Consider the following 24,983-nt stretch of genomic DNA (forward strand, 5'->3'; position numbering starts at 1 on the left):
CCGTGCTCGGCGTTCCGAGCGCGGCCACCGTCGACCCCCGTCCGCCGGTGACCGGGCGATCCGGCCGTCTCAGTAGCTGTCGTAGGTGGGGGCGCCCGTGGGCCGGTAGACGCCGACGACGGTGCCGCCCTTCGTCGCCGTGACGGCGACCGGCTCCAGCGCGGTGGGGATCGCCCCGTCGGCGAAGAGCCGCTTGCCGGAGCCGAGGATCACCGGGTGGACGGTCAGCCGGTACTCGTCGACGAGGCCGTGGCGCATCAGGGTCTGGGCGAGGTCGCCGCTGCCGACGACGCTGATGTCGCCGCCCTCGGACGCCTTGAGCGCGCGTACGGCCTCGACGGTGTCGCCCCGGAGCAGCGTGGAGTTCTGCCAGTCGAGGGACGTCAGCGTCCGGGAGGCCACGTACTTGGGCATGTCGTTCATCCGGGCGGTGAACGGGTTGGCGGGGTCGGCGCCGGGCCAGTACGAGGCGAAGATGTCGTACGTCTTGCGGCCGAGCAGCATCGCCTCGAAGTCCTCGTACCAGCCGGCGACGGCCGCGCCGACCTCCTCGTCGTCGGTCGGCTTCTGCCAGCCCCCGTGTGCGAAGCCGCTCTCGGGGTCCTCGTCCGGGCCGCCGGGCGCCTGCATGACGCCGTCCAGGGTGAGGAAGGTGCAAACGATGATCCTGCGCATGGTGCGTTCCCTTCGTCGTGTGGAGGGGTGGACCGCACCGCCGCCGGAAACTCATCGGCGGAGCTCCGTCAGGTGCGCGGCAGCTTGACCACCGACACGAAGAACTCGTCGATCTGCCGCACGGCGGCGATGAACTGATTGAGGTCGACCGGCTTGGTGACGTAGGCGTTGGCGTGCAGCCGGTAGCTGCGCAGGATGTCCTCCTCGGCGGAGGAGGTGGTGAGGACCACCACGGGGATGTGCGCGAGTTCCTCGTCGGACTTGATCCGCTGGAGCACCTGCCGGCCGTCGTACTTGGGCAGGTTGAGGTCGAGCAGGATGAGGTCGGGGCGGGGGGCGTCGGCGTAGGAGCCGGACCGGTAGAGGAAGTCGAGGGCCTCCTGGCCGTCCCGGACCACGTGCAGCGTGTTGCTGATCTTGTTGTCCTCGAAGGCCTCGCGGGTCATCAGCTCGTCCCCGGGGTCGTCCTCGACGAGCAGGACCTGGATGGGCTCGACGGGTGCGGTCACGGAGGTGCTCCTTCGGTGCGTGTCGCCAGGTGCAGGACGGCCACGTCGTCCGCGAGGCCGCCGTACTCGACAGTACGGGATGCGACCTCCTCGACGAGGGCGTCCACGAGGGCCTGGCCGCGGAGTTCCGTGTGCGCGCGTGCCACCTCCAGCAGCCCGTCCTCGCCGAGCCGCCGGCCGGGGGCGACGACGCCCTCGAAGAGACCGTCGGTGAACACGGTCACCGCCTCGATGTCCGCGGCGGGGCGCACCGCCTCGGGCCAGTGGTCGTGCCCGGGGACCACTCCGAGCGCGGGGCCCGGGGCGGGTTCGTAGAGTTCCGTGCCGAGCCCGGTGCGGACCAGCAGTCCGGGGTGGCCCGCGCGGATGGTGTGCAGCCGGCCGCGGTCGGGGTCGAGCCGCAGCAGAGTCACGGTGGCGAAGAGGTACTCCTCGCCGCGTTCGGCGCGCAGGATCTCCTCCAGCAGCCGGACCAGCGCGAGGCCGACGCAGCCGGTGAGGACGGCGGCCCGCCAGGCCACGCGCAGGCACACCCCGAGGGCGGCCTCGGCGGCGCCGTGCCCGGAGACGTCGCCGATGACGGCGTGCAGGGTGCCGTCGGTGGTCTCCACGACGTCGAAGAAGTCCCCGCCCAGCAGCGCGTGGTCGCGGCCCGGGCGGTAGCGGGAGAAGACGCGCAGTCCTTGGGAGCGGAGCAGCGGGACGGGCAGCAGCCCGCGTTCCAGCCGGGCGTTCTCACGGGCCAGCAGCCGAGCCGCCTGGACCTCGGCGGCGGAGCGCTCGACCTGCTTGCGCTGGAGGGCGTAGCGGACGGCGCGGCCGAGGGCTTCCGGGTCGAGGCCGTCCTTGGCGAGGAAGTCCTGCGCGCCCGCGGCGACCGCGGCGAGCCCGGCCTCCTTCTCGGCGAGTCCGGTGAGCACCACGACGGCGGCGTCCGGCCGTTCCTCACGCACCTGCCGTACGGCGTCCAGGCCCTGTGTGTCCGGCAGGTGCAGGTCGAGCAGGACGCAGACGGAGGACGCGCCGGGCCGCGCGAGGAAGAGCCGGGCCTCGGCGAGGGTCTTGCGCCAGGTGACGTCCATCGACAGTCCGCTGTCGGTGAGTGTCTCGCGGACGAGCAGGGCGTCCCCGGCGTCGTCCTCGACCAGCAGCAGGGCGGCCGCGGGGTCCAGGACCCAGCCGGGATCCGCGGTGTCCACCCGCAACCCGCCGTGCGGCAGCGGACGTTCCGCCACGCTCACTCCCTCGGAAGGCCGACGTCCTGTGCCGACCTCTCGTGTCGATGGCGTGAGCATACTGGTCACATCGTCAGTTCAACGGTGCAGTGCGAGGACGGCTCTGACGCACTTCCCCACCGGAACGCGTTCCGCGGTCACGCGCTCGGCGACGGCGTGCACGATCTCCAGCCCGTGCCTGCCCACGCGTGCGGGGTCCCGGGGGAAGCGGCGGGGCAGGGCCTCGCTGCTGTCGTACACCGCGACGGTCACCTCGGTGTCGGTGCCCTCCAGTTCGAGGATGTACGGACCATGGCTGTGCCGGTCCGCGTTGGTGACGAGTTCGCTCACCACCAGGAGCAGATCGCCGACCGCCCGGGTGTCGACCGGTGCGCACCATTCGGAGCGGAGCTGTCGCAAGAACTGCTCCGCGAAGGACCTGGCCTCGGCGACGGAGCCCGGCTCTCCCGAATAGTGCGCGGCCCGTCGCAGCGGCTCGACGGGCATGTCGAAGTCAGTCGGTATCACCGCTCCGTCCGGATACTGGGTCATTCGGTTCTCTCTCGCGCCGGGCCGTTCGCGTGCGGCCCTCCCGCCTCCGCGGGCACCGCACGAGTGCTCGTACCCCGCGATCGTCCGAGCAGTCCCACCGAAATCGACGGGTGCAATCACGCCCCGGGGCGACCCGGCGGACGGGCCGCGCATCCCGGGGCCGGGGCGGGGCAGACGGACACTGACGCGTCCGGTCGGCGGGGCCGGACCGGGGTTGGGGAAGGTGCGCGATGGGCTGGTGGGTGTGGCTGGTCGTCGTGGTCGTGGCCGTGGCGGCGCTGTCGGGACTCGTCCTGTGGCTGCAGGCGAGCCGACGGTCCGGGACGGTCATCGCGGTGCGGCGCGGGGGCGGCAGGTGGGGTGCCCGATGAGCGCGCTGATGGAGGCGGCCCGGCTCTCCGGGCGTCCGGTGGTGACGCTGGACGGGGACGCGGTCGCGCAGGTGAAGGACACGGTCTTCGACGGCCCGGCCGGACGGGTCACGGGTTTCACCCTCAGCGGCCGTGGCCTGCTCGCGGGACCGCTGCGGCAGAGTCTGCCGTGGACGGCGGTGCACGCGCTGGGCCCGCACGCCGTGATGATCCGCGGCCGCGAGGTGCTCGCCGAGCCGGCCGCGGTGGTGGCGCGCAAGGAGGCGGCGCGAGGACGAGTGCTGGGCGCCCGGGTCCTCACGGACACCGGGGCGGAGGTCGGCGTGGTGCTGGACGTGGTGGTCGAGAGCGGGATCAGCGGCCGCGTCGCCGGCTTCCTGGTCTCCGCGCGCGACGCGGTGGTGCCGGGTTCCCGGCGGCGCCGGCGCAAGGTGTACCTGCCTCGCGGGGAGACCCTCGCGGTGTCCGGACGCGCCCTCGTGATCCCGGCCGCCGCGACCCGCTTCACCGCCGACGACCTGGCGGAGTTCGCGGACCAGGTGGCGGCCTACCGGCTGCGCGACGAGAAGGAGGTCCTGCCGTGATGCTGTACTCCCGGACGGTGGGACTGCCGGTGGTCACCCTCGGCGAGGCGGCCGAGCTGGGCACGGTCGCGGGGCTCGAGATGGACCTGGCACGGGGCCGGATCACCGGTGTGCGGGTCTCCGGGCGGGGCCGGCGGACGACGGTGCTGCCCTGGGAGGCCCTGCACGCACTGGGGGCCGACGCGGTGCTCGTGCGCTCGGCGGCCGGCGGCGAGACCCGCAAGGAGGCGGTACCGAAGGTCATGGGCCTGCGGGTGCTCTCGGAGGACGGGGAGGAGCGCGGGACGGCGACCGACCTCGCCTTCGACGCGGAGGACGGCCGTCTGGAGAAGCTGCTGACGGACCTGGGCGAGATTCCGGCCGGGTCGGTGCGGGGCTTCGGCGACTACGCGTGGGTGGTCGCCTCCACCTGAATCCCGGCGGCTCGGGCGGTGGGCGGGCCGCCTCGCTCCAGCACTCCCCCCGCACCGGGCTCCCTCTCTCCCGCGCCCCACCGCCCGGGGCTCGCTTTTCCCGACGCCCCCCACGGGCGACCGCTCTCCGGCGTTCCCCACCGGGCTCCCTCCCTCCCGCGCTCCTCCGCCGGGGCGCCCGCTTCCCCCGCCGGAGCGGCCGGCCCGCTGCCCCCGCGCTCCGCCGTCGGCGCGCGCCGGCCGCTCCGCGCACATAGCGTGAGATCGTGCGCACCCTCCGCGAGTGGCTGCACGCGCTCGCCGCCGTTCTCGCCACCTTCCTGACCATGCTCTGCACCGCCGCCCTCGGCCTCGCGGCGGCCGGCGCGACCGCTCTGCCCGCCGGGGCCTTCCCCCGCGTCGTCCTCGCCACCGTGGTGGCCGCGCTCGGCGGCACCGTCACGCTCGACGGCCACGCCGGGGACCTCGCCGGTTCCCGCGGCGACCTCACCGTGATGCCCCTGTCGGTCGCCCTCGCCGGCGCCCTCGTCCTGGCCGCCGCCTTCCGGCGCCACGCTCCGGGGACGCACCCCGGGGCGTACGCCGCCCGCATCCTCGTGCTCTGGCTCCCCGCCCTGCTCACGGTGTCCCTCACCGCCCACCACACCTTCACGGTCCCCCTCGGCGAGGGCACCCTCGGCGACCTGGGCGAGATCCTCGGCCTCTCCCCCGAGATCGGCTTCACCACGGACGTGCCGGTGACCGTGCTCCTCGGCCTGGTCTGGGCCGCCGGCGTCCTCGCCCTCACCGCGCTCGCCTCCCGCGCGCTGCCGCTGCCCCGGCCCCTGGTCGCCGCGCGGCCGGTGGCGTACGCCATGGTGGGGCTGCTGCTCGTGTGCCTCGCCGTCGGTGCGGTGATCGGGCTGGTGGTGGCCGCCACCCGCGGGCATCCGGCCAGGACACTCGCCGTCCTCCTGCTGGGACTGCCGAACGTGGTGTGGCCGGTCTTCACTCTCGGCCTCGGGGCGCGCTGGGACGGCAGGGTGGACGGGCCGTTCGGGCTGCCGATGCCGCGCCTCCTCGACGAGGTCCTGCGCACCCCCGAGGTCTCCACCCTGGACCTGGGCGCCCTGGCCCGGCACGACGGGCGGGTGTGGTGGCTGGTCGTGGTGGACGCCGTCCTGGTGCTGTCGGCCGGGTACGCGGCCGCGCTGCGCTCCCCCGTCCGGCTCCCCCTGTGGCGGCACGCGGTGCGCACGGGCCTCGCGCTGGCCGTGACGGTCCTCGCCGTCTGTGCCGTGTGCCGGATCTCCGCGCACTACGGACTGTCACTGATCGGCGTGGGCGACCTCGGCGGCGGGCTCTCCGGCGTGCTCTTCCTGCGCCCGCGCGTGTGGCCCGCGGTGGGTCTCGCACTGGCCTGGGGGCTGGCCGGGGGCCTGCTGGGCGGGCTCGCGGCCCGTCGGGTGCGGCCGTCCGTCGGCGGGCGCGGGCGCCGGGCCCCGTTCCTCCCGCACGGCGGCGGCAAGGGCTCCTGACCGTCGGGTCGGTGCGGGCCGGTGTACCGGCGCTCAGGCCGCCGGGGTGGACAGGGCGGAGGCGAAGCGCTGGATGCGCAGGGCGTCGACGGACTCGGCCATCAGCTCGTACTCGGTGGTGTCGTCGCTGGTGGCGATGCGGACGAGGCGCCCGGCGGCCAGCTCGTCGGCGGCCAGTTCCTGCTGGCCGTCGTCGCCGCACCAGCCGCGCAGCAGGGTGGGGACGTCGGGGACGGTCTCGCCGACGGGGGCGATGGCGTTGGGCGGATACAGGGCGCTGTCGGGCTGGGGATCGAGTCGTTCGGCGATCCATAACGCCCGGTCGCGCATCCACCACAGTGCCAGCGCCAGGGTCGGGGCGCGGTAGGTGCCGAGGGGCACACCGACCCGTCTGCCGCCGCAGATCCCGTAGGCGGTCACATGGCACAGGAATTCGTCGTGCACGTTCGTTCCCCCAGTGCGGCGCTCACTGCCGGGCCAGGCCCGTCGTTCCGACATTCGCTCGCTGTGCACCTGGGCGGGCCGACGGTGAAATGCCGCAGCGCGTTCCGATCGTCGCCGTATTGCCCTATGTTCGAGTATCGCCACTCCTGACTCACTGTCACCATGCGGTTTCGGCCAGTCTCTTGACCTGTTCCGCGGCGGGCATGGCCGAAACGCGGCGGGTGGCTTCGGTGCCACCCGCCGCGTGCGGAATTCACTCGGTTTCGAGGGGTTCGGTCAGCCCTTGACGATCTCGTCGATCCGGGCCAGCTCCTCCGCGTCGAAGTCCAGCGCGTGCGTGGCCGCCACACTGTCCTCGAGCTGCCGCGCGCTGCTCGCGCCGACCAGTGCGGAGGTGACCCGGCCGCCGCGCAGCACCCAGGCCAGCGCCATCTGCGCGAGGCTCTGGCCGCGGTCGCGGGCCAGGCCGTTCAGCGTGCGCAGCCGGTCCACGAGGTCCTCGGTGACCTTGTCGGCGGTCAGGAACGGGCTGTCGCTCGCGGCCCGCGAGTCCTCCGGGATGCCGTCGAGGTAGCGGCTGGTGAGCAGCCCCTGCTCCAGCGGGGAGTAGGCGATGGAGCCGGTGCCCAGCTCGTCCAGCGTGTCCAGCAGCCCCTCCTCCTCGGGGCGCCGGTCGAGCATCGAGTAGCGCGGCTGGTGGATGAGGAGCGGGGTGCCCAGCTCGCCGAGGATGCGGGCGGCCTCCCGGGTCTGCTCCGGGGAGTAGTTGGAGACTCCGACGTACAGCGCCTTGCCCTGCTGGACCGCGGAGTGCAGGGCGCCCATCGTCTCCTCCAGCGGAGTCTCCGGGTCGGGACGGTGCGAGTAGAAGATGTCGACGTACTCCAGGCCCATGCGCGTGAGGCTCTGGTCGAGCGAGGACAGCAGGTACTTGCGCGAGCCCCATTCGCCGTACGGGCCCGGCCACATGAGGTATCCGGCCTTGGTGGAGACGACCAGCTCGTCGCGGTAGGGCGTGAAGTCCGCCTTCAGGGCCTCGCCGAGCGCGGACTCGGCGGCGCCGGGCGGCGGGCCGTAGTTGTTGGCGAGGTCGAAGTGCGTGACGCCGAGGTCGAACGCGCGGCGCAGGATCTCCCGCTGGGTCTCCACGGGCCGGTCGGGGCCGAAGTTGTGCCACAGGCCGAGCGAGAGGGCGGGCAGCTTCAGGCCGCTGCGCCCGGTGCGGCGGTAGGGCATGGCCTCGTAGCGTGCGGGATCTGCCGTGTACACGTGCACTCCAGGAAGGCTGTTGCGAACAGGGTCCGGCGCGGGGTGGGCGCCGGCGCGCGTTCCACTCTCGTCGGCCGACGGCCAGCGGTCCAACAGAAGAATCGGATGAAACTCAGCGGTTAAGCTTCTCAATCATGGAACTTCGCCATCTGCGGCACTTCGTGGCCGTCGCCGAGGACCGGCATTTCACCCGCGCGGCCGAGCGGCTGATGGTGTCGCAGTCCGGTCTTTCCGCCTCCGTGCGCGCGCTGGAGCGGGAGCTCCGGGCTCCGCTGTTCGTGCGCACCACCCGCAGTGTGACGCTCACCGAGGCAGGGCGGGCCCTGTTCACCGAGGCCGTCCGCATCCTGGACCGGGTGCGGGCGGCCCAGGAGGCCGTGGCGGCGGTGCAGGGTGTGCTGCGCGGCACCCTGTGCGTGGGCACCGAGCAGTGCATCGCGGGGGTGCGGGTGGCACGGCTGCTCGCCGCGTTCCGGCGGCTCCATCCGCGGGTGGAGATCCGGCTGCGGCAGGCGGGGTCGGGGGCCCTCGCGGAGGAGGTCGCGGCGGGCGGGGTCGACCTGGCCTTCGCGGTACGCACGCCGGTGGCCGGGGACCAGCTCCGGTCGGTGCCGCTGACAACCGAGCCGATGACGGTGCTGTGCCATCCGGCGCACCGGCTGGCGCGCGGCGGGCCGGTGACGCCCGAGGACCTGGGCGGGGAGGAGTTCGTGGACTTCCACCCCGACTGGGGGCCCCGACGCACGACGGACGCGGTGTTCGCCGAGGCGGGCGTGCGGCGCACGGTGGCGCTGGAGGTGAGCGATGTGCACAGCCTGCTGGAGCTGGTCCAGGAAGGGCTGGGGGTGGCGGTGGTGCCGCGCCACTTCGGCGCGAAGCGGGAGGCGGCCGGGCTGGTCTCGCTGGATCTGAAGGGCGTGGGCGAGCGCGCGTACGAGACGGTGGCGCTGCTGCCTGCCGAGGCCGCGACGAGTCCGGCCGCGCGGGCGCTGATGGGCCTGCTGGAGACCGCCGGGAGCGACTGAGGGGGCGTCGGTGATCGCCCCGCGCACCCGGATCGGTCATGGTGGACGCATGCATGCGAAGGACATCCTCATCGACGCCTACGGCCGCATCCGGGAAGAGGTCCACGCCGCCGTCGACGGCCTCTCCCCGGACCTCCTCAACGCCCGGCCCGCCGAGGGCACCAACTCCGTCGCCTGGCTCGTCTGGCATCTCACCCGCGTCCAGGACGACCACGTCTGCGAGGTCGCCGAGCGCGAGCAGGCCTGGCTCTCCGAGGACTGGCACGAGCGGTTCGCCCTCGACCTCCCCCCGCGGGACATCGGCTACGGCCACACCCCGGCCAAAGTCGCCGCGGTCCGCGTCGACTCGGCCGAGCTGCTCACCGGGTACCACGACGCCGTCCACGAGCGGACCGTGGCGTTCCTGCGCGGCCTGGCCGCCCAGGACCTGGACCGGATCGTGGACGAACGCTGGGACCCGCCCGTCACACTGGGCGCGCGCCTGGTGAGCGTGGTCTCCGACGACCTCCAGCACGTCGGCCAGGCCGCCTACGTGCGAGGGCTGCTGGAGGCCACCGCGGGCTGACGGCCCGGCGCGGGAGGCATCAGAGCACGGCCGCGTACCCCGGCAGGACCACGTCCTCGATGAGGGCGCGGCGCTCGGCGTACGGCAGGAAGGCGCTCTCCAGCGCGTTCACCGTGACCGTGCGCAGGTCGGCGGCCGTCCAGCCGGCCTCCCGCACGAGGAGTTCCATCTCGCGGGTCATCGTCGTGCCCGAGACCAGCCGGTTGTCGGTGTTGAGGGTGACCCGGAAGCCGAGGTCGCGCAGAGCCGTGATCGGGTGCCCGGCGATCGAACCGGCCGCTCCGGTCTGGAGGTTGGAGGTCGGGCACATCTCCAGGGCGACCCGGCGGTCGCGGATCCAGGCCGCGAGTCTCCCGGGCCGGCCGTCCACGATGTCGTCCATGATCCGGACGCCGTGGCCGATCCGCTGGGCCCCGCACACCTGCAGCGCCTGGTGGATGCTGGGCAGGCCGTGGGCCTCCCCGGCGTGGATGGTGAACGGCATGTTCTCGCGGCGCAGATAGGCGAAGGCGTCGAGGTGGTCGGCGGGCGGGAAGCCGTCCTCGGCGCCCGCGATGTCGAAGCCGACGACGCCCGCGTCCCGGTACGCCACCGCCAGTTCGGCGACCTCGCGGCAGCGGTCGAACATGCGCATCCCGCACAGCAGGGTGCCCACCCGGACGGGGGTGCCCCCGGCCGCCGCCTTCGCCGCGCCGGCCGCGAGGCCCTCCTGCACGGTCTCCACGACCTCCGCGAGGCCCAGTCCCCCCTTCACCATCAGCTCCGGCGCGTAGCGCACCTCGGCGTGGACGACGCCGTCGGCGGCGAGGTCGAGGACGTACTCCTCGGCGGCGCGGAGCAGGCCCTCGCGGGTCTGCAGCACGGCGAGGGTGTGCTCGAAGGTGGCTATGTAGCGCACGAGGTCGCCGGAGCCCGCGGCCGCGCGGAACCAGTCGGCCAGGGCGGCCGGGTCGCCGGCGGGGAGGCGGTGGCCGACGGCCCCGGCCAGCTCGAGGAGGGTGGAGGGGCGCAGGGCGCCGTCGAGGTGGTCGTGCAGGACGGCCTTGGGGAGCCGGCGCAGGGTCTCGGTGTCGAGGGCGGGCGCGGGGACGCGGGTGGTGGGGGTGTCGGTGAGAGTGGTCATGCCGGTGTGCTCTGCCTGTTCCTCGTGTGCGGGGTGTCGGGGTGCGGGGTGTCGGGGGTGCGCTGGGGGCGTCGGGGGGTGGGGTGGTCAGGCCTCGGCCGCGGGCTGGAGGAGGTCCCAGCGGTTGCCGTACAGGTCCTGGAAGACGGCGACCGTGCCGTAGGGCTCGTGCCGGGGCTCCTCCAGGAAGGTCACTCCGGCCGCGCGCATCCGGGCGTGGGCGCCGGCGAAGTCGTCGGTGTGCAGGAAGAAGCCGACGCGGCCGCCGGTCTGGTCGCCGACGCGGTCGCGCTGCGGGTCGGTCCTGGCGCGGGCCAGCAGGAGTCCGGTGCCGCCGCCGGGCGCCCCGGCCGGTTCGAGGACGACCCAGCGGGAGCCGTCGGGGCGGGGCGTGTCCTCCACGAGCCGGAAGCCGAGGGCGTCGGTGTAGTGGCGGATCGCCTCGTCGTAGTCGGCGACGACGAGGGTGACCAGGGCGATGCGGTTCATGGGCCTTCCGAGGGGCGGGGCGGGTGGGGGCGGGGCAGCTGCGAAGGCCGGCATTATACGTAGCACGCCGGAGGTCGGCTCATAGGTTATACGTAACACCGACGGGGTGCGTGGCATCGTTGAAGATCACGCCGGAGTGTGCCGTGCCGCTCCGGCGCGCGCATCCCGTACGCACCGCCTCCCATTGGAGTTGAGCTCGTTGTCCGAAGTGCCGAAGTCCACCGGTGCCCCCGCCCACCAGAACGTGACCTTCCCGAGCGCCGGCACCACGGCCCACGGCTACCTGGCCCTGCCGCCGTCCGGACGGGGCCCCGGGGTCGTCGTCATCCAGGAGTGGTGGGGTCTGACAGACCACATCGCCGACGTCACCCGCCGGCTCGCCGCGGAGGGCTTCGTGGCCCTCGCCCCCGACCTGTACGGCGGCAATGTCGCCCACGACAGCGGGGAGGCCCTGCGGATGATGCGGGAGCTGCCGGTGGAGCGCGGGGTGGAGCTGCTCTCCGGGGCGGTGGACCACCTGCTGGGGCTGCCGGAGGTGACCTCGGAGACCGTCGGGTCCGTCGGGTTCTGCATGGGCGGCGGCTTCGTGCTGTACCAGGCGGCCTCGGACCCGCGGGTCGGCGCGGCGGTGCCGTTCTACGGCGTGATCCAGGGGGAGCTGCCGGACTTCTCGGGACTGCGGGCGCAGGTGCTCGGGCACTACGGCGAGCGGGACGAGAGCATCCCGCTCGAGCGCCTGGAGGAACTGAAGGAGGCGATCCGGCGGCAGGCGGGCGTCGAGGCGGACCTGCGGGTGTACCCCGCGGGACACGCGTTCTTCAACGACGGCCGGCCGGAGGCGTACGACGCGGAGGCGGCCGGGGCGGCGTGGGAGAGCACGGTGGCGTTCTTGCGAGGGCGGCTGGGGTAGCGAGCGGAGCCCCTGCCGGGGGGCGTGGGCGGGTGAGCGGTGCGATGGCGGGTGCGGGTGAGTGGGGGCCGGGCGCGCGGTTCCCCGCACCCCTGGGTGGGACGGGCGGGCGGGAGTGACAGGGTGCCGCCTGGTGTCCGCGCCGGGCGCCTCGGGGCTCGGGGATGCGGCGCGATGGCGGTGCCGGCGGGTGGGGGCCGGGCGCGCGGTTCCCCGCACCCCTGGGTGGGACGGGCGGGCGGGAGTGACAGGGTGCCGCCTGGTGTCCGCGCCGGGCGCCTCGGGGCTCGGGGATGCGGTGCGATGGCGGGTGTCGGCGGGTGGGGGCCGAGCGCGCGGTTCCCCTGTGCCCCTGGGTGGGGCGGGGGCGGCAAAGTGCCCCCCGGGAGTTCGTGGTCCCGGGGGCACTGAAGGTCAGGGATAGACGTACGTGTTCAGGGTGGTGACCGCGGCTGCCGGGTCGCCGAGGTCGTAGCGGTCCACGGCCAGGTACGTCGGCTTCTTGCGGGCGGCGGGCTGGCAGAAGCGGCGGGCGCGGTCGGCGAGTTTGGTGTTGTCGGTGCGGGCCGTGGAGGTGATCGTTGCGTCGCGGAAGTGGTTCATGACGAACAGGGGGCGGAAGCCGGGTTCGGTGCGGGGCAGCGGGAGCGTGGTGGTGGCGTCGTACCACCGGCTGTAGCAGGACCAGTCGGAGGAGCCGACGCCCGAGCCCATGGACCAGTAGTTCTCCACGGTCCACTCCCGCTGGTACATCACCCCGAAGCTGTCCCGGGTGAGTCCGGCGGACTCGTCGGCGGCGCGGCTGTGGTCGGTGAACAGCAGCAGCCGCTGGTCGGCGGCGATCAGGTCGGCCATGCGGGGCCAGCCGTTCTGCCGGACGCCCGTCCGGTCGGGCCGGTAGAGCACGTCGGACAGGCCGCGGACGCGGGCGAGTTCGGCGCGCAGGACGCCGGGGTCGACGTAGTCCTCCATGAAGACGGTGACGAACTGGTCGCGGTGGGCGGCGAGGTAGTCGACCATGCGCTGCAGGTCCACCCAGAGGGCGACCGGCCGGCTGACCAGGGTGCAGCTGTCGTGGCAGAGGATCGCGCCGTCGGGCGTCTGGTGCAGGTCAAGCATGAACCCCCGGACGCCGTCGGCGAGTTGCTGGTCGATGCCGCGGTTCTGGTTGGGCAGGAGGTTGACGAAGGGCGGGGCGAAGCCGCCGTCGACCCCGTTGGCGTAGGCGTTGTGGGCGGTGAGGAAGGTGACCTGGTCCAGGGTGCGCTGGTCGGCGGGCGGCATGGGGTGGGTCGGTGAGGCGACCGGGGTGAGGTACCAGGTGGCGAGGTCGCCGGGGGCGCCCACGGCGAGCGCGGCGGGGTGGGTGGCGCCGGCGGGCTTGGGGGTGACGGTGAGGTACCGCTCGGCGCCGGGGGCCTTCAGGGTGTAGCGGTCCTCGCCGGCCGGGGCGATCTCCCAGGCGGCGTCGGCGCTCCCGCAGGCGAGGGTTCTCGCCAGGTCGCCCGCGCGGCCGAGGCAACTGCCCGCGGTGTCGGTGTTCTCCAGTACGTACGAGGAGCCCTGGGCGCGCAGGGTCCACTGCTGGTGGTCCTCGTCGCCCCGGGGATCGTGCTGTTCGACGGCGCCGGAGGCGTCGGCGGCGGCGAGTCCGGTGATGGCGCTCTGGACGTAGTAGGTCCCGGCGGGCGGTACGGCTTCGGCGGGCAGGGAGGCGGCGGGCGCGGGGGCGGTGAGCAGCGCGGCCAGTGCGGCGGCGCCGGTGCTCGCGGCGAGTGCGAGGGTGCGGGGGGTCGGCATGGCAGAGCCCTTCGGCGGGGCGGTGCGTGACAGGACGAGTCGCTTACCTGAATCAGGTACATGACAGCACGCGGAAGGGGCGTCCGTCAGTGGTACGGACGCCCCTTCCCCCTGCCCCGTTCTCGCCGGCCCGGCCCGGGGCCGGCGTTCCTACTCGTCCTCCGCCGCCGGGACCACCACGAGGAACGCGTCCCGTTCGAGGTCCATCACCACGGTCGCCGCCTCGCCCTCGGCGCGGCGCTGCGCGGCGAACTCCTCCGCCGGCCACGATCCACGCGGGGCCCCTGCGGGGAAATACTCCAGCACCTTCGCGCTCATCGCGGATGCCACCTCCGATTCGACTTCCGTTTCGTGCCGTTCACCGTCGTTGTCATGCGCTTGCCCCGGTTCCGCCTGTACATGTGCGGCTCGCGAGGTCTTCGGCCGGCGGCGGCCGCGGCGCGGTGAGGGTGCCTCAGCCGGGGAAGCGGCCGGTGCTGCGCAGTTCCCAGCGGCGCTCCGCGTAGGCGAGGTCGTCGCGCCACAGCCGGCCGGAGGCGGCACGCATCAGGGGCCGTACGACGGGGGCGGCCCCGCGGGCGAGGGCGAAGCCGCGCCGTTCGGAGACGGCGACGACGGCCTCGACGACGGCGGTGCGCGGGCGGCCCCGGCCGTCCGTGCCGAGCGGCGTGGCGTGCGTCTCGACGACGGAGCCCCGCCCCTCCCCCTCGGTGATGCGCATGACGACGGTGCGGGGTCCTGGCGCGGTGAACTCGGCGCGGACCGGCACGACGAGCCGGCCCGTCACCTTGAACGCCACGTCCACGACCAGGGTGTCCTCGCCGTCCTCGCGCCCGGGGTCGGGCACGGAGACGACGGTGAGGTCGACGAACGAGTAGGGATGGAACCAGGCGCCGTGCCAGGGGTCGAGCCGGTTGGCGACGACGTCCTCCGGCTCGCAGGTGCCGAAGGCGACGTGCACGGCATCGAGGGCGCCCGCGGTCCCGGGGCGCGGCGGCACGAGCGGGGCGGGCAGCGGGTCCTCGCCGCCGGCCTCGTCCAGCCGCACCCAGACCAGGATGCCGTCGTCGTGCACCGGGTACGGCTGCCAGCCCGCCCGGGCGGTGCCGTCCAGGGCCAGCCCGTGCCAGCGGCACATGAGGGTGCCGCAGCGGACGGGGCCCTCGCGCAGGGGTGCGCCGAGGTGCGGGCAGATGCCGGGGCCGCCCACGAGGGTGCCCTCGGCATCGCGCCACAGGACCACCTCCTGTCCGGCGACGGTACGGGCGAGGGGGCGGTCGGCGGGGACGTCGCGGGAGGCGCCGACCACGAACCAGTTGCCGGCCGGACGGGCCAGCGCCCGCTTCGACAGGCCGGAGATCAGGGCGGGTCTGGCCTCCCGCCAGGTCGGCCGCTGGGCCGCCCAGGCCGGGGCGTGGCGGCGCAGCCGCAGGGGAAGCCGGGCGGACAGGTCGCTGCGGCGCGGACGGTTCCGGCCGCCCGGTGCGGAGGTCATACGGTCTCCCTCTCCTTCGGCTCTCGGGGCTCTCGGGATTCGTGGGGCTCCTGGAGCCGCGCGGCGTGCGGTGCGGTGCCGGGCACCGCGGGGCCGTGGGGCGCCGGGGTGCCGCCCCGGGCGGTGCGGCGGGCGTGCAGGCGGGCGCCGGTCACGCGGGCCAGGCCGTCGACGGCCACCGCGAGCCGGCGGCGCCGGGGCACGACCGCGCGCCGGTGCAGCACGGAGTGGCCGTCCTCGGCGACGGCGTCGAGGATGCCGCCGTAGAGCACGCAGGCGGTCCTGATGCAGGGCCGGGCCACGGGGTCGAGCAGGGCGAGTCCTGGCACAGCCTGCCGGTAGACGCCCCGGGTGAGGTTCTCGGCGGCGCGCAGCGCGGTGGTGATGCGGGGGTCGTGGCGGCCGGTGTCCCTGCTCCAGCGCAGCAGTTCGCGGTCGACCCCGTGGGCGGCCAGGAGGTCGGCGGGGAGGTAGATCCGGCCCCGGTCGAGGTCCTCGCCCACGTCGCGCAGGAAGTTGGTGAGCTGGAAGGCGAGGCCGAGCGCGGCGGCGTACGGTTCGGCCTCCTCGCGCGGGGCGACGGTGCCGAGGACGGGCACCATCTGCAGTCCGATGACCGCGGCGGAGCCGTGCATGTAGCCGCGCAGGTCCTCGTAGGTGGGGTAGTCGGTGACGGTCAGGTCGGCGCGCATGGACGCCATGAAGTCGATGAAGTGCCGGTGGTCGATGGCGTAGCGCTCGGCGGTGTCGGCGAGGGCCCGGACCACCGGCTCCTCGCTGTCGCCGTGGCGCAGCCCGTCCACCAGGCGCCGTTCGAGCCGGTCGAGGGCGACCGCGCTGCCCTCGGGGCCGGCGGTCTCCTCGGGCAGGTCGACGAGGTCGTCGGCCCAGCGGGCGAAGCCGTACAGCGCGTGCACGGCGGGCCTGCGCGCGGCGGGCAGCAGCCGGGTGGCGAGGAAGTACGTCCGTCCGTGCCGGGCGTTGAGCTGCCGGCAGGCGGTGTAGGCGGCGCGCAGCGCGGGGTCGGTGATGCCGGCCGCGTCCAGCTCCTGCCGGGTCACGGGGTGGTCCCCTGAGCGGCGGGGCGCGGACGCCGGCGGGCGGCGGGACGGCCCGCGCCGCGCGCGGGGGCGGGGCCCGTGATGCGCTCGGCGGCCAGGCGTCCGGAGACGAGGACCGTCGGGACGCCGACGCCGGGGGTCGTCCCGCAGCCGGCGAGGACCGCGTTGTCGGTGCCGCGGACCAGGTTGCGGGGGCGGAAGGGCCCCGTCTGGGCGAAGGTGTGCGCGGCGGAGAACGGGGTGCCGGCCGCGTGTCCGTCCGCCGTCCAGTCGGCCGGGGTGACCAGGCACTCCTCTTCGATGGCGGCGCCGAGCCCCTCCAGACCCCGGCGTTCGAGCGTGGTCAGGAGCCGGTCGCGGTAGCGCGGAGCGAGGTCGGTCCATTCGCCGGCCGAGGGGCCGATGTCGGTGTTGGGGCAGGGGGCGAGCACGTAGTGGACGTGCCGTCCGGCCGGCGCGAGCGCGGGGTCGGTGGCGGTGGGCCGGGTGATCAGCAGGGAGGGGTCGGACATCAGCTCTCCGGTGCGGGTGATCTGACGGAAGGTGCCCTCCCAGGCGTGGCCGAAGGAGAGGGTGTGGTGGCCGAGGTGGGGCCAGGTGCGGTCGGTCCCGGTGTGCAGGACGACGGCGGAGGGCGCGTGCCGCAGCCGTACGGGCCGCCGGGGAGCACGGCCGAGGAGCCGGTAGGTGACCGGCAGGTCGGGGGTGAGGACGACGGCGTCGCAGGCGATGCGGTCCCGGTCGGTGCGGACGGCGGTGACGCGGTCGCCGCTGCGCTCCAGGCCGGTGACGGTGTGTCCGTACCGCAGGTCGGCTCCGGCGTCGGCGGCGGCCTCCGCCATGGCGCGGGGCAGGGCGTGCATGCCGCCGCGCGGGAAGTACACCCCGGCGACGGTGTCCATGTAGGCGATGACGGCGTAGGCGGCGAGCGCCCGGGCGGGCGGGACGCCGGCGTACAGGGCCTGGAAGGAGAAGACGCGGCGCAGCCGTTCGTCGCTCAGGAAGGAGCCGATGCGGGCGTCGAGCCGGCCGAAGCCGCCGAGGGCGGCGAGCCGGGCGAGGTCGGGGTGCGCGAGTTGCAGCGGGGAGTCGAAGTTGGTGTCGATGAACCGCCCCATCTGGGCGTGGTAGAGCCGCTCCAGCCAGTGGCGCAGCCGCCGGTAGCCGGCCGCCTCGCCCGGTCCTGCGAAGCGTTCGACCTCGGCCTCCATCGCCTCCGGGTCGGTGTGCACGTCGAGCGCGCTGCCGTCGGCGAAGCGTGCGTGGTACGCGGGGTGGAGCGGGATCAGGTCGAGCCGCTCGCGCATGCTGTCGCCGACGGCGGCGAAGGCGGCCTCGGCGAGGTCGGGCATGGTCAGCACGGTGGGCCCGGTGTCGAAGCGGTATCCGCCGCGCTCCAGCCGTCCGGCGCGGCCGCCGGGTCCCTCCTCCCGCTCCACGAGCGTCACCCGGCGTCCGGCGCCGAGCAGGTGGAGCGCGGCGGACAGCCCGGCGAGTCCGGCGCCGACGACGACCACGTGGTCGGTCCGTCCCCGCACGGTGCGCACGGTGGCGCTCACCGGAGGGCTCCGGCGGCCGGGCCCGCGGAGGACGGGTGGGGCGGGCGGACCTCCAGGGGTGGGGGGCACGGTCGTGCCGTGGGACGGTCCGGGCCTTGGGTGCGCATCTGGGTTCCTTCCGCTGGGGGCGGAGGCGGGCTGGGGTCTGCAGGGGTTTCCGTGCGGGGGGCGGTCATGGATGCGTACGGTCCTCACGTTCCGCCGATCCGCCGAAGCGGGCCGGCCACCAGGCGCGCGGTCCCGCGTCGCGGACGAGCGCGGGGACCAGCAGGGAGCGCACGGCGAGCGTGTCCAGGAGTACGCCGAAGGCCACGATGAAGGCCACCTGGACGAGGAAGGCGAGCGGGATGACGCCGAGCGCGGCGAAGGTCGCGGCCAGCACCACACCGGCGGAGGTGATGACCCCGCCGGTCGCGACGAGGGCGCGCAGCACGCCCTGCCGTACGCCGAAGCGGAGGGTCTCCTCGCGGGCCCGGGACATCAGGAAGATGTTGTAGTCCACGCCGAGGGCCACCAGGAACACGAAGCCGTACAGCGGTACGGACGGGTCGGTGCCGGTGAAGCCGAAGACGTGCGTGAAGACCAGGGAGGACACGCCGAGCGTGGCGAGGAAGCTGAGCGCGACGGTGGCGACCAGCAGCACCGGCATCACCAGGGAGCGCAGCAGCCCCATGAGGATGACGAGGATGATGGCGAGGACCACCGGCACGATGAGGGTGCGGTCGTGCTCGGCGGTGCGCAGGGTGTCGTAGCGCTGGGCGGTGTAGCCGCCGACGAGCGCGTCCGCGTCCGGCACGGCGTGGACGGCCTCGCGGAGCCGGGCGACGGTGTTCTGGGCGGCCTCGCCGTCGGCGGGGCCCGCGAGCGTGGCGTCGATCCGCACCCGGCCGTCGACCTCCTGCGGTTTCCCGCCGGGCCGGCCCGAGTCGCTCACCCCGGCGGCCGAGTCGACGCCGCGGGTGTCGCGTGCGGCGGCGAGGACCTCCTCGTACCGGTCGGCCTCGGCGATGATCACGGCGGGGTTGCCGGAGCCGCCGGGGAAGTGCTGTCCGAGTGTCTGCTGGGCGGCGACGGAGGGCGCGTCGTTGACGAAGGTCTCGTCGAGCGGAACTCCCTTGGAGGAGAGGGTCGGTGCGAAGGCGGCGCAGGCGAGGAGCGCGACGAGGGTGAAGGCCCAGACCCGGCGCGGGGCCCGGTCCACCAGACGGGCGACCCGCGGCCACAGCCCTTGGCCGCCGACACCGCCCTCCTCCTGCCGGGAGTCCGGCCCGGAGTCCTGCCGGGAGTCCTGCCCGGAGTCCTGCCCGGTGTCGGATGCGGTGTCCTTGCCGGAGCCGTTCGCGGTTCCCCTCTCGCGGTGCGCCTTCGGCTTCGCGGGCCAGAAGGCGGCGCGGCCGAGGAGCGCGAGGACGGCGGGCAGGAAGGTCAGGGTGCTGAGCACGGCGCAGACGATGCCGACGGCGCCGACGGGGCCGAGCGCCCGGTTGTTCGTCAGATCGCTGAGCAGCAGGGCGAGCAGTCCGAGGGCGACGGTCGCGGCGCTGGCGGCGATCGTGCTCCAGGAGCGCCGCAGGGCGGCCCGCGCGGCGGCGAACCGGTCCTCGCGGGCGCCGAGTTCCTCCCGGAAGCGGGCGGTGAGCAGCAGCGCGTAGTCGGTGGCGGCGCCGATGACGAGGATGGAGAGGATGCCCTGCACCTGGCCGTCCACCCGGACCACCCCGTGGTCGGCGAGCACGTAGACGATCGCGCAGGCCACCCCGAGCGCGAACACCGCGCCGAGGATGATCAGCAGGGGCAGCAGCACGCTGCGGTAGACGAGCAGCAGGATGACGAGGACGGTGATCAGGGCGACGCCGAGCAGCAGCCCGTCGATGCCGGAGAAGGCGTCGGAGAGGTCGGCCTGGGTGGCGGCGGGTCCGGCGAGCCGGACCGTGGTGCCGGGGACCCGGTCGGCGGCCTCCCGCACCCGGTCCAGCGTCGGGGACAGGCTGTCGCCGAGGTCGGGCCGCAGCGGTACGACGCCCTGGAGTGCCTCCTTGTCGGAGGAGAGGACGGCGGGCGAGGTGCGTCCGGCCAGGCCCGGCGCGTCGGTGAGCGTGGCGAGGGCGCGGGTGGCCTCGCCACGCCGGGAGGCGACCGTGCCGCCGTCCTCGGCGGTCCACACGACGATCACGGGCAGCGACTCCCGCTGCTTGAACGCCTTCTGCTCCTCGATCACCTCGGTGGACTCGGCGCTGCGCGGCAGGAAGGCGGCCTGGTCGTTGGTGGCGACCTCGCCGAGCCGGCCGGCGAAGGGGCCGAGGATCCCACCGAGACAGAGCCAGACCAGGACGATCAGGAGGACGGGGACGAGACGGCGGGCGCGCCGCGCGGCGGGTGACATCGCTCTCCGGGCATTTCGGTGGGACGAGCCGTGGCCTGTCACGGCCTGCCGGGAACGGCTGGAGCGGACGGCGCACATCCGGCGGTTCCGGACGTTGTCTCTTCTGCCCCCTAGCCGCCCCCGGATGCGCGCGCGGCGGGGTGATGATCCGCGCCCGTCGGCGGCCGGTCCCCCCGGGCGACCGGTGAACGGCGCCGAGGGGCCGGTCCCGGAGTCCCGCGCCGACACCACGCGATCGGCCCAACCCCGCATCCGCCCGGTGCCGCGCGGCGGAAGGATGCGAGGGGTGGGACGGCTCCCCCGCCGGTACGGCGGGGGCTGCGAGACCCGCCGACGGAAGGAGCCGACGGGCATGAGCACGGCGAACGGCGGGGGCGCGGACGCGGGCGGGTCCGGCCCCCTCTGCCTGGTCACCGGCGCCACCGGGTACATCGGCGGCCGCCTGGTCCCCGAACTGCTCGCCGCGGGCTTCAGGGTGCGGGCCCTGGCGCGGTCACCCGGCCGGCTCCGCGACCATCCCTGGGCGGGCGAGGTGGAGGTGGTGAAGGGCGACGTCACCGACCCGGCCTCCCTCGGCGTGGCGATGGAGGGCGTGGACATCGCCTACTACCTCGTGCACGCGCTCACCACCGGCCCCGGCTTCGAGCGCACCGACCGGGAGGCGGCCCGCGTCTTCGGGGAGCGGGCACGCGCGGCGGACGTACGGCGGCTGGTGTACCTGGGTGGTCTCGCCCCCGCAGGGGTGCCCGAGCGGGAACTCTCGCCGCATCTGCGGTCCCGGGCCGAGGTGGGCCGGATCCTGCTCGACTCCGGGGTGCCCACGGCCGCGCTGCGCGCCGCGGTGATCATCGGCTCCGGTTCGGCCTCGTTCGAGATGCTGCGGTATCTGACCGAGCGGCTCCCGGTGATGGTCACGCCGAGCTGGGTGCACACCCGGGTCCAGCCGGTGGCGGTGCGGGACGTGCTGCGGGCGCTGATCGCCGCCGGGCGGATGCCGGCGGAGGTCAGCCGCACCTTCGACCTCGGCGGCCCCGAGGTGCTGACGTACCGGGAGATGATGCTGCGGTACGCGCGGATCGCCGGGCTGCCCCGCCGGCTGATCCTGCCGGTGCCGGTGCTCACTCCCGGGCTGTCCAGCCACTGGGTGGGGCTGGTGACCCCGGTGCCCGCGGGCATCGCGCGTCCGCTCACCGAGTCGCTGCGGCACGAGGTGGTGTGCCGGGAGCACGACATCGAACGGTATCTGCCGGAGGGGAGCCCGCTCCTCGGCTTCGACGAGGCGGTCCGGCTGGCCCTGCGCCGCATCCACCAGGCGCAGGTCGCCACCCGCTGGTCCTCCGCCTCGGTCCCCGGCGCGCCCAGCGATCCGCTGCCCACGGACCCCGGCTGGGCGGGCGGCAGCCTCTACACCGACCGCAGGGAACGCGTCGTGTCCGCCTCCCCCGAGGCGCTGTGGCGGGTGGTGGAGGGCATCGGCGGGGTGCACGGCTGGTACTCCGTCCCCCTCGCCTGGACCGTGCGGGGCCTGCTGGACCGGCTCGTCGGCGGGGTCGGGCTGCGCCGGGGCCGACGGGACGCCGCCCGGCTGCGGGTCGGCGAGTCGCTGGACTTCTGGCGGGTGGAGGAGCTGGAGCCGGGCCGGCTGCTGCGGCTGCGCGCGGAGATGCGGCTGCCGGGCCTGGCCTGGCTGGAGATGCGCGTCGACGCCGATGAGAGGGGCCGCACCCGCTACCGCCAGCGCGCCCTGTTCCATCCCCACGGGCTGCTGGGCCATCTGTACTGGTGGAGTGTCTCCCCCTTCCACGCACTGGTGTTCGGCGGCATGGCCCGCAACATCGCCCGCGCGGCTGCCCGCGCCACGCCCGACGGGCGCCACGGGCCGGGCCCGGCCGCAGGACGGGGCCGGCGGTACCGGCTCCCGGCCCTCACCCGCCGCTCCCGCCGCCCCCGCCCCCGCTGACGCCCCGCGCACCCGTCCCCCACCGAGGACGCGCGCACGCTTCCTTCCGGAGTCCCGTATGCACACCTCCGTCGTCCTGTTCACCGCCGACCTGCGGCTGCACGACCATCCGCCGCTGCGCGCGGCCCTGGACCGCACCTCCACCGTGGTGCCGCTGTTCGTGCGGGACCGCGCGGTGGACGCCGCCGGGTTCGCCGTACCCAACCGCCTCGCCTTCCTCGCCGACTGCCTGCGGGACCTGGACGCCGGGCTGCGCGAGCGCGGCGGCCGGCTGGTGGTGCGCTCGGGCGACCTGGTCGAGGAGGTGTGCCGGGTGGCCGCCGAGGCGGACGCGGGCGAGGTCCACATGGCCTCCGACGTGAGCGCCCACGCCCACCGGCGCGAGGACCGGCTGCGCACCGCGCTGGAGGCGGTGGGCAGACGGCTGGTGGTGCACGACACGGTCACCACGGTGCGGGCACCGGGCTCCGTCACGCCGGGCGGCCGGGACCACTTCGCCGTCTTCACCCCCTACTTCCGGCGCTGGTCGGAGCAGCGCACCCGGCCCGTCCTCGACGCCCCCCGCAGGGTGCCGGTGCCGGAGGGCATCGGCTCGGAGGAGCCGCCCGACCGCCGGGAGCTGTCCGGCCTGTCGCCGGGGCTCGCGCGCGGGGGCGAGCGGGAGGGGCGGGCGCGGCTCGCGGCCTGGCTGCGCGGCGGCAGCGGGGACGGCAAGGGCGCCGTGGACGTCGGGGACGGCAAGGGCGCCGGGGTCGTCGGGGACGGCAAGGGCGCCGGGGTCGTCGGGGATGTCGGGGAGTACGAGGACCGGCACGACGACCTCGCCGGTGACGCGACCTCCCGGCTCTCCCCGCACCTGCACTTCGGCACCCTCTCCCCCGTCGAGGTGGTGCGAGAGGCGGGCGGTCTCGGCGGTCCCGGTGCCGAGGCCTTCGTACGGCAGCTCGCCTGGCGGGACTTCCACCGGCAGGTGCTCGCGGCCCGGCCCGCCGCCGCGCACGAGGACTACCGCACCCGGCACGACCGGTGGCGCACCGAGAAGGCCGCGTGCGAGGAGGTTCAGGCGTGGCGGGAGGGCCGCACCGGCTACCCGGTCGTCGACGCGGCGATGCGCCAGCTGCGGCACGAGGGCTGGATGCACAACCGGGGCCGGCTGCTGACCGCGAGCTTCCTCGCCAAGACGCTGTACGTGGACTGGCGGGTCGGCGCCCGGCACTTCCTGGACCTGCTGGTCGACGGCGACCTGGCCAACAACCAGATGAACTGGCAGTGGGTGGCGGGGACGGGCACGGACAGCCGCCCCAACCGGGTGCTCAACCCGGTGGTGCAGGGCAGGCGGTTCGACCCCGAGGGGGCGTACGTGCGCCGTTGGGTGCCGGAACTGGCGGAGGTGCCGGGGGCCGGGGTGCACGAGCCGTGGAAGTTGCGGGGCGCTGCCCGGGAGGCGGCCCGCGGTTACGCCGAACGGGTCGTGGACCTCGCGGAGGGGCTGGAGCGGTTCCGCCGGGCGCGGTCCTGAGCCCGGGGGCGCGTGCCCGCCCGCCGAGCCGGGCACCGGGGCGCGCATCCGGAGCGCGTGGCCGCCCGGGGGCCTGCCCCGGTGCCGGGCCTCAGTGCCACACGCGCCGGGCGCGCAGGTCCTCCAGCACCTCGCGGGCGGCGCGGGCGCCGGAGGCCAGTGCGCCCTCCAGGGAGCCGGTGGCCCGGTGGTCGCCGCACACGTAGCGGCCGGGGGCCACCCGGGAGGTGCGGCTCAGCGGCTGGGGCGGCGGCATCGCGGGGAGCGCGTCGCGCACCGTGCGGGCGGTGAGCAGGTCCCAGCCCGCGGTGTCGCTCTCGTACACCTCCTCGAGGGCCGCGGTGACCGTCCTGCGCGCCTCGGGCGTGTCCTCGCCGAGCACGGAGGTGGCGATCAGGACGTGGCCGGGGGGCGCGTAGGTGGGCGCGACCTCGCTGACGACGCAGGTGTTGAGGAAGCGCATGTGGGTGTCGGTGAGCAGGGTGGGCTCGGCCAGCGGCGGGCGCGGGGCCACGTGGTAGTACGTCGTCACGATCCGCCCGGCGGGCACGTCGAGGCCCGGGAGCAGGGCCGAGGCCGGTCCCTTGCCGGTGGCGACGACCACGGCCCGGGCGGGCAGCACGTCGCCGTGGTTGGTCTGCACTCCCTCGTCGGTGAGCAGGGCGACGGCGGTGTCCAGCAGGACGCTGTCCGCGGGCAGCGCCTTCACGAGCGCCTCGGGTACGGCGCCGATGCCCTCGGCGGGCAGGCACAGCGTGCCGCGCAGCATGCTGCGCCAGACCAGGTGGAAGAACCGGGAGGAGGTCTCCAGCCGGTCCTCCAGGAAGATTCCGGAGAGGAAGGGCCTGAAGAACCGCTCCACGAACTCCTCGGAGAACCCGGCCGAGGCCAGCGCGGTGCGGGTGGTGCGGTCCTCGGCGCGTTCGATGCGGGACCGCGGGCCGAGCATGTCGCGGGCCGACAGGGTGCCGAGCGCGAGCAGGTCGCGGGGTCCCGCGAGCCGTCCGCGCAGCAGACCGGCCACGGAGCGGGGGTCCCGGCTCGGGTCGGTCAGGCGCAGCCTGCCCCGGTCGGTGTGCACGAGCACGCCGGGGGTGAAGGGCCGCAGCCGCAGGTCGCGCAGCCGCAGCCGTTGCTTGACCTGCGGGTAGGAGGTGTTGAAGACGTGGAAGCCGCGGTCGACGAGGAAGCCGTCGACGCGGTCGGTGCGCATCCGGCCGCCGACGTCGTCGGAGGCCTCCAGGACGCGGACGGAGCGGCCGGCGGCCGCGAGGTCCCGGGCGCAGGCCAGCCCGGCCGCACCGGCTCCCACCACCAGGACGTCCGTGGTCTTGGGGGTCGCGGACATGGGCGTCTCCTTCGGCTTCCGTGCGCACCGCACTCTCCGCGGCTCCGGGTGCCACGGATACGCCGCGCGAACCCCGGCGGCCGGGGGCAGTTCACCGGGCTCGGGACGGGCTCCCGGGCGTCCGGGGCCCGGCCGCGGCGACACGTGCCGCGACACTCACGGTGCACACACGGAGCAATCGGCGCGAGTCGATCATGT

General features: G+C 74.9%; 24 protein-coding genes. 9 read left to right on the forward strand and 15 right to left on the reverse strand.

Features of this window, described 5'->3' with window-relative positions; translation table 11 throughout:
* Positions 1-69: 69 nt before the first annotated feature.
* The 4 genes from OHB09_RS03065 to OHB09_RS03080 form a co-directional block, all read right to left on the reverse strand.
* Positions 70-675 (reverse strand): dihydrofolate reductase family protein, encoded by a 606-nt coding sequence (locus OHB09_RS03065; protein ID WP_006140317.1) that lies wholly within the window; start codon positions 673-675, stop codon positions 70-72.
* Positions 676-743: 68 nt separating this feature from the next.
* The gene (locus OHB09_RS03070) at positions 744-1,184 is read right to left on the reverse strand and encodes a response regulator (protein ID WP_006140316.1); all 441 of its coding nucleotides are present in this window, start codon (positions 1,182-1,184) and stop codon (positions 744-746) included.
* Positions 1,181-2,419, reverse strand: a complete 1,239-nt coding sequence (locus tag OHB09_RS03075; RefSeq protein WP_167794600.1) for a PP2C family protein-serine/threonine phosphatase — start codon at positions 2,417-2,419, stop codon at positions 1,181-1,183. Before OHB09_RS03075 ends, OHB09_RS03070 begins: the two co-directional genes overlap by 4 nt.
* 78 nt (positions 2,420-2,497) lie before the next feature.
* Positions 2,498-2,950 (reverse strand): ATP-binding protein, encoded by a 453-nt coding sequence (locus OHB09_RS03080; protein ID WP_167794599.1) that lies wholly within the window; start codon positions 2,948-2,950, stop codon positions 2,498-2,500.
* A gap of 230 nt (positions 2,951-3,180) precedes the next feature.
* Here OHB09_RS03080 and OHB09_RS03085 point away from each other — a divergent pair, with 230 nt between their 5' ends.
* The 4 genes from OHB09_RS03085 (at position 3,181) to OHB09_RS03100 (ending at position 5,835) form a co-directional block, all read left to right on the forward strand.
* Entirely contained in the window at positions 3,181-3,321 is a 141-nt protein-coding gene (locus OHB09_RS03085) for a hypothetical protein (RefSeq protein WP_167794598.1), read from the forward strand.
* Positions 3,318-3,905, forward strand: coding sequence for a PRC-barrel domain-containing protein (locus OHB09_RS03090; RefSeq protein WP_191891751.1), 588 nt, complete (start codon positions 3,318-3,320; stop codon positions 3,903-3,905). Before OHB09_RS03085 ends, OHB09_RS03090 begins: the two co-directional genes overlap by 4 nt.
* Entirely contained in the window at positions 3,905-4,318 is a 414-nt protein-coding gene (locus OHB09_RS03095; protein WP_259297182.1) for a PRC-barrel domain-containing protein, read from the forward strand. Before OHB09_RS03090 ends, OHB09_RS03095 begins: the two co-directional genes overlap by 1 nt.
* Before the next feature lie 266 nt (positions 4,319-4,584).
* Entirely contained in the window at positions 4,585-5,835 is a 1,251-nt protein-coding gene (locus tag OHB09_RS03100) for a streptophobe family protein (RefSeq protein ID WP_328921572.1), read from the forward strand.
* Between the two features lie 33 nt (positions 5,836-5,868).
* Here the strand turns inward: OHB09_RS03100 and OHB09_RS03105 are convergent, their stop codons facing one another.
* Both OHB09_RS03105 and mgrA read right to left on the reverse strand, forming a co-directional pair.
* A complete protein-coding gene (locus OHB09_RS03105; RefSeq protein WP_006140311.1) occupies positions 5,869-6,279 on the reverse strand; it encodes a hypothetical protein in 411 nt (136 codons plus the stop codon).
* A 276-nt stretch (positions 6,280-6,555) separates the two neighbouring features.
* Positions 6,556-7,548, reverse strand: coding sequence for an L-glyceraldehyde 3-phosphate reductase (mgrA, locus tag OHB09_RS03110; protein ID WP_006140309.1), 993 nt, complete (start codon positions 7,546-7,548; stop codon positions 6,556-6,558).
* 134 nt (positions 7,549-7,682) lie between these two features.
* On the opposite strand from mgrA, the gene OHB09_RS03115 reads away from it, so the two are divergent.
* Positions 7,683-8,573 carry a LysR family transcriptional regulator gene (locus OHB09_RS03115; RefSeq protein WP_006140308.1) on the forward strand — a complete coding sequence of 297 codons (891 nt, stop codon included), beginning with the start codon at positions 7,683-7,685 and terminating at the stop codon, positions 8,571-8,573.
* 49 nt (positions 8,574-8,622) lie between these two features.
* Complete coding sequence (locus OHB09_RS03120) at positions 8,623-9,138, forward strand: mycothiol transferase (RefSeq protein ID WP_040895272.1); 516 nt, start codon at positions 8,623-8,625, stop codon at positions 9,136-9,138.
* A gap of 19 nt (positions 9,139-9,157) precedes the next feature.
* Here the strand turns inward: OHB09_RS03120 and OHB09_RS03125 are convergent, their stop codons facing one another.
* Both OHB09_RS03125 and OHB09_RS03130 read right to left on the reverse strand, forming a co-directional pair.
* On the reverse strand, positions 9,158-10,261 hold the full coding sequence (locus OHB09_RS03125; RefSeq protein WP_328921573.1) for an adenosine deaminase: 1,104 nt from the start codon (positions 10,259-10,261) through the stop codon (positions 9,158-9,160).
* Positions 10,262-10,348: 87 nt separating this feature from the next.
* The gene (locus OHB09_RS03130; protein WP_191891747.1) at positions 10,349-10,750 is read right to left on the reverse strand and encodes a VOC family protein; all 402 of its coding nucleotides are present in this window, start codon (positions 10,748-10,750) and stop codon (positions 10,349-10,351) included.
* A 199-nt stretch (positions 10,751-10,949) separates the two neighbouring features.
* Here OHB09_RS03130 and OHB09_RS03135 point away from each other — a divergent pair, with 199 nt between their 5' ends.
* A complete protein-coding gene (locus OHB09_RS03135; RefSeq protein ID WP_328921574.1) occupies positions 10,950-11,660 on the forward strand; it encodes a dienelactone hydrolase family protein in 711 nt (236 codons plus the stop codon).
* 414 nt (positions 11,661-12,074) lie between these two features.
* Here the strand turns inward: OHB09_RS03135 and OHB09_RS03140 are convergent, their stop codons facing one another.
* The 6 genes from OHB09_RS03140 to OHB09_RS03165 all read right to left on the reverse strand — a co-directional run bounded on the left by OHB09_RS03140 (position 12,075) and on the right by OHB09_RS03165 (position 19,958).
* A complete protein-coding gene (locus OHB09_RS03140) occupies positions 12,075-13,460 on the reverse strand; it encodes a phospholipase (protein ID WP_328921575.1) in 1,386 nt (461 codons plus the stop codon).
* A 150-nt stretch (positions 13,461-13,610) separates the two neighbouring features.
* Positions 13,611-13,778: a hypothetical protein gene (locus OHB09_RS03145; protein ID WP_006144577.1), complete on the reverse strand. Its 168-nt coding sequence runs from the start codon at positions 13,776-13,778 to the stop codon at positions 13,611-13,613.
* A gap of 136 nt (positions 13,779-13,914) precedes the next feature.
* Positions 13,915-14,955 (reverse strand): DUF5914 domain-containing protein, encoded by a 1,041-nt coding sequence (locus OHB09_RS03150; RefSeq protein WP_006144574.1) that lies wholly within the window; start codon positions 14,953-14,955, stop codon positions 13,915-13,917.
* Positions 14,952-16,016 carry a phytoene/squalene synthase family protein gene (locus OHB09_RS03155; RefSeq protein WP_006144573.1) on the reverse strand — a complete coding sequence of 355 codons (1,065 nt, stop codon included), beginning with the start codon at positions 16,014-16,016 and terminating at the stop codon, positions 14,952-14,954. The genes OHB09_RS03150 and OHB09_RS03155 overlap by 4 nt, the downstream gene beginning before the upstream one ends.
* Positions 16,013-17,575 (reverse strand): phytoene desaturase, encoded by a 1,563-nt coding sequence (locus tag OHB09_RS03160; protein ID WP_407077305.1) that lies wholly within the window; start codon positions 17,573-17,575, stop codon positions 16,013-16,015. Before OHB09_RS03160 ends, OHB09_RS03155 begins: the two co-directional genes overlap by 4 nt.
* 172 nt (positions 17,576-17,747) lie before the next feature.
* The gene (locus tag OHB09_RS03165) at positions 17,748-19,958 is read right to left on the reverse strand and encodes an MMPL family transporter (RefSeq protein ID WP_328921576.1); all 2,211 of its coding nucleotides are present in this window, start codon (positions 19,956-19,958) and stop codon (positions 17,748-17,750) included.
* Positions 19,959-20,310: 352 nt separating this feature from the next.
* On the opposite strand from OHB09_RS03165, the gene OHB09_RS03170 reads away from it, so the two are divergent.
* Together OHB09_RS03170 and OHB09_RS03175 are read left to right on the forward strand one after the other, a co-directional pair.
* Entirely contained in the window at positions 20,311-21,918 is a 1,608-nt protein-coding gene (locus OHB09_RS03170) for an SDR family oxidoreductase (protein ID WP_328921577.1), read from the forward strand.
* Between the two features lie 58 nt (positions 21,919-21,976).
* Positions 21,977-23,437 carry a cryptochrome/photolyase family protein gene (locus OHB09_RS03175; RefSeq protein ID WP_328921578.1) on the forward strand — a complete coding sequence of 487 codons (1,461 nt, stop codon included), beginning with the start codon at positions 21,977-21,979 and terminating at the stop codon, positions 23,435-23,437.
* A gap of 91 nt (positions 23,438-23,528) precedes the next feature.
* On the opposite strand, the gene OHB09_RS03180 is transcribed toward OHB09_RS03175, so the two are convergent.
* A complete protein-coding gene (locus OHB09_RS03180; protein WP_234526482.1) occupies positions 23,529-24,785 on the reverse strand; it encodes an NAD(P)/FAD-dependent oxidoreductase in 1,257 nt (418 codons plus the stop codon).
* Positions 24,786-24,983 lie beyond the last annotated feature (198 nt).

Origin of the sequence: Streptomyces griseoaurantiacus, assembly GCF_036189845.1 — a bacterium.
Taxonomy (GTDB): Bacteria; Actinomycetota; Actinomycetes; order Streptomycetales; family Streptomycetaceae; genus Streptomyces; species Streptomyces griseoaurantiacus.

What these genes read in the sequence shown, in the direction of transcription:
- OHB09_RS03065 (WP_006140317.1), bottom strand. Translation starts at nt 675, where the DNA reads ATGCGCAGGATCATCGTTTGCACCTTCCTCACCCTGGACGGCGTCATG.
- OHB09_RS03080 (WP_167794599.1), bottom strand. Translation starts at nt 2,950, where the DNA reads ATGACCCAGTATCCGGACGGAGCGGTGATACCGACTGACTTCGACATG.
- OHB09_RS03085 (WP_167794598.1), top strand. Translation starts at nt 3,181, where the DNA reads ATGGGCTGGTGGGTGTGGCTGGTCGTCGTGGTCGTGGCCGTGGCGGCG.
- OHB09_RS03090 (WP_191891751.1), top strand. Translation starts at nt 3,318, where the DNA reads ATGAGCGCGCTGATGGAGGCGGCCCGGCTCTCCGGGCGTCCGGTGGTG.
- OHB09_RS03095 (WP_259297182.1), top strand. Translation starts at nt 3,905, where the DNA reads ATGCTGTACTCCCGGACGGTGGGACTGCCGGTGGTCACCCTCGGCGAG.
- OHB09_RS03115 (WP_006140308.1), top strand. Translation starts at nt 7,683, where the DNA reads ATGGAACTTCGCCATCTGCGGCACTTCGTGGCCGTCGCCGAGGACCGG.
- OHB09_RS03120 (WP_040895272.1), top strand. Translation starts at nt 8,623, where the DNA reads ATGCATGCGAAGGACATCCTCATCGACGCCTACGGCCGCATCCGGGAA.
- OHB09_RS03125 (WP_328921573.1), bottom strand. Translation starts at nt 10,261, where the DNA reads ATGACCACTCTCACCGACACCCCCACCACCCGCGTCCCCGCGCCCGCC.
- OHB09_RS03130 (WP_191891747.1), bottom strand. Translation starts at nt 10,750, where the DNA reads ATGAACCGCATCGCCCTGGTCACCCTCGTCGTCGCCGACTACGACGAG.
- OHB09_RS03140 (WP_328921575.1), bottom strand. Translation starts at nt 13,460, where the DNA reads ATGCCGACCCCCCGCACCCTCGCACTCGCCGCGAGCACCGGCGCCGCC.
- OHB09_RS03145 (WP_006144577.1), bottom strand. Translation starts at nt 13,778, where the DNA reads ATGAGCGCGAAGGTGCTGGAGTATTTCCCCGCAGGGGCCCCGCGTGGA.
- OHB09_RS03150 (WP_006144574.1), bottom strand. Translation starts at nt 14,955, where the DNA reads ATGACCTCCGCACCGGGCGGCCGGAACCGTCCGCGCCGCAGCGACCTG.
- OHB09_RS03165 (WP_328921576.1), bottom strand. Translation starts at nt 19,958, where the DNA reads ATGTCACCCGCCGCGCGGCGCGCCCGCCGTCTCGTCCCCGTCCTCCTG.
- OHB09_RS03170 (WP_328921577.1), top strand. Translation starts at nt 20,311, where the DNA reads ATGAGCACGGCGAACGGCGGGGGCGCGGACGCGGGCGGGTCCGGCCCC.
- OHB09_RS03175 (WP_328921578.1), top strand. Translation starts at nt 21,977, where the DNA reads ATGCACACCTCCGTCGTCCTGTTCACCGCCGACCTGCGGCTGCACGAC.
- OHB09_RS03180 (WP_234526482.1), bottom strand. Translation starts at nt 24,785, where the DNA reads ATGTCCGCGACCCCCAAGACCACGGACGTCCTGGTGGTGGGAGCCGGT.